Annotated in this window: 2 protein-coding genes; both read left to right on the top strand. The window is 40.5% G+C overall.

The genetic code is table 11. From position 1 onward, the window contains the following. Nucleotides 1-122 precede the first annotated feature (122 nt). Nucleotides 123-1,301, top strand: a complete 1,179-nt coding sequence (locus IAQ59_RS21820) for an RHS repeat-associated core domain-containing protein (RefSeq protein WP_209332975.1) — start codon at nucleotides 123-125, stop codon at nucleotides 1,299-1,301. Nucleotides 1,302-1,928: 627 nt separating this feature from the next. Next, nucleotides 1,929-2,109 (top strand): hypothetical protein (locus IAQ59_RS21815; protein ID WP_209332974.1); only part of this gene is annotated, 181 nt, incomplete at its 3' end.

The raw sequence follows: 2,109 nt of genomic DNA, 5'->3' as shown, positions 1-2,109 counted from the left end.
TGCTCAATACGCTGGAGTTTTACCAAGGCTAAAACCTGATAAATTCCAGCTTCAAACAAATCGGGAAGGAAGCCGCCGAAGATGGATCGGATATCAGCCACCAATACCTAAATGTCGGCCCGATGACGATATCAGAACCGGAATATGTGTATATTTACGTCTCCAATGAAAATGGAGATCCTGTGGAAGTCTTTTTTGACGATTTCAGTGTATACCTTACCGGTACGGATGTTGTACAGAAGGATGATTACTATCCTTTTGGGGGAAGCTTTAATGCCTATACCGACCTGAGTACCCCACAGCAGGAATACCTTTACAACGGGGTAAGGCGGAACAAGACCACGCAGCTTTATGAAACGGCCTTCAGGACCTACGATCCGTATCTGGGGAGGTTCAATCATATAGACCCCTTGACCGCCATGGTGCCGGGCCTAAGTCCCTACCACTTTGGGTTTAACAACCCGGTACGCTACAGTGACCCGATGGGATTGATGGGGGATGATGCAGGAATGTGGGGTACGGGGAATACCTATGCATCAAACTACTCCCAGAATCCCTTTGACCTTATGCCAAAGGCTGGCGGATTTACCGGCCCGGGTTCGGGGAGTCACTGGTCAGATCAGTATAGGGATCCCTATCATAACTATATGTTGATGGATTCAGATGCGTTCGAAAATTTATATAGTTCAGGATATACAATAAAATATAAATGGGTAGATTACGAAGCTAAAACAATTTTAGATTCAAATGGAAATGCAGTTGCAACTGGTCCCCGTTCTAAATTGATTGTAGATGATGTTCAAACAAATGCTGGCAGTATGCAATATGCCGGGTTTGGAACGGTAGATTTTTTGACCTCTACAGAGCTGGCTATAGCAGCGCTAAAGCCATCTTTCATTGCTGCTGCATCTCAGGCAAAACATGGTGGCAGTGTACCATTATTCTTAAAAAAGAACATATTCATATCTCCGCATGCGGTCAATAACAATGCCGTATATTTAGGTAAAATAAGTAATAGCCTTGCTAGAAATGGTGCATCAATTATGAAAGTTGCCGCACCGGCCTTGACCGTTACAGCTATAGTTACTAATGGGATCAATATTTTTTCAGACGGTCAATTAACATTTGGAGATGCTTTTGTTGCATTAAATACTGCCTTACAGATAGGCTTCCCAGTGTATGGCGTTGCTTATGGTGTTGTTGATGTAGGGAGTAATCTTATTTTTGGGCAGAGCGTTACAGATTATGCGAAGAATGCCATTGATACTAATATGAAAGGTAGATTAAACATAGGATACTAATGATTGTATTTAATTATTTGTTTAGAAAAATACTTGGACTAAGAATTTACAATTCTACTTATTGGGGCAGATTAGGGATAACTATATTTCAAGCATTTTTGATACTTCCTGTTTTTATACTGCTAGCTAAGTATTTCTTCGGTTGTGATGCTTTTGTGAGTAAGGATACTTCTTTAAAAATAGTATTTGGAATTGTAGGGTTGGTTCTGTTAGGCTTCAACTACTGGTATTATTCAGTAAGTCGCATAAACAAAATCAGGAGTAAGTTTCATGAGGAAAAGATAGTTTCTATTATCAAATTATCATTGCTGTTGGTCCTATTCTCGTTTTGGTTACTAAAGGCAGGGTATATTTTAAGGCTTTTTATCGATATTCCGCAATGCTAAACATTGAATATTGACAGCCTAAGAAAATGTAGAATGCATACTCTCCTTACTGGCGGTAGGTGTGTCATGAAGTCCTTGATTTGAAACAAAGACATGATTTATAAGACAGAATAGTAGGTCTACCGCAATCGCTGAGTAAACGGAGGTTGCAAACCGTCTCTCGGTGCTGTTTTGGTAACGAAACGGATTTGAAAGGAAAAGGGAAAAGAATAGCTGTACGAATCTGGTATTAATAAGAGAGATGAATAAAAGTGAATCTCCGATTAAGGATGATTTCAGCGTACACCTTACCGGTACGGATATCGTACAGAAGGATGATTACTATCCTTTTGGGGGAAGCTTTAATGCCTATACCGACTTGGGTACTCCGCAACAGGATTACCTTTACAACGGGGTGAGTCTAAATGAAACCACGCAGCTCT

The sequence above is a fragment of the Lunatimonas salinarum genome (assembly GCF_017811155.1).
GTDB lineage: Bacteria > Bacteroidota > Bacteroidia > Cytophagales > Cyclobacteriaceae > Lunatimonas > Lunatimonas salinarum.
The sequence above is the reverse complement of the archived record's forward strand: the minus strand, read 5'-3'. Positions and strand labels throughout refer to the sequence as shown.

Bases quoted from the DNA above. Each gene is read 5' to 3' on its own strand.
- IAQ59_RS21820 (WP_209332975.1), top strand. From the start codon at position 123: ATGACGATATCAGAACCGGAATATGTGTATATTTACGTCTCCAATGAA.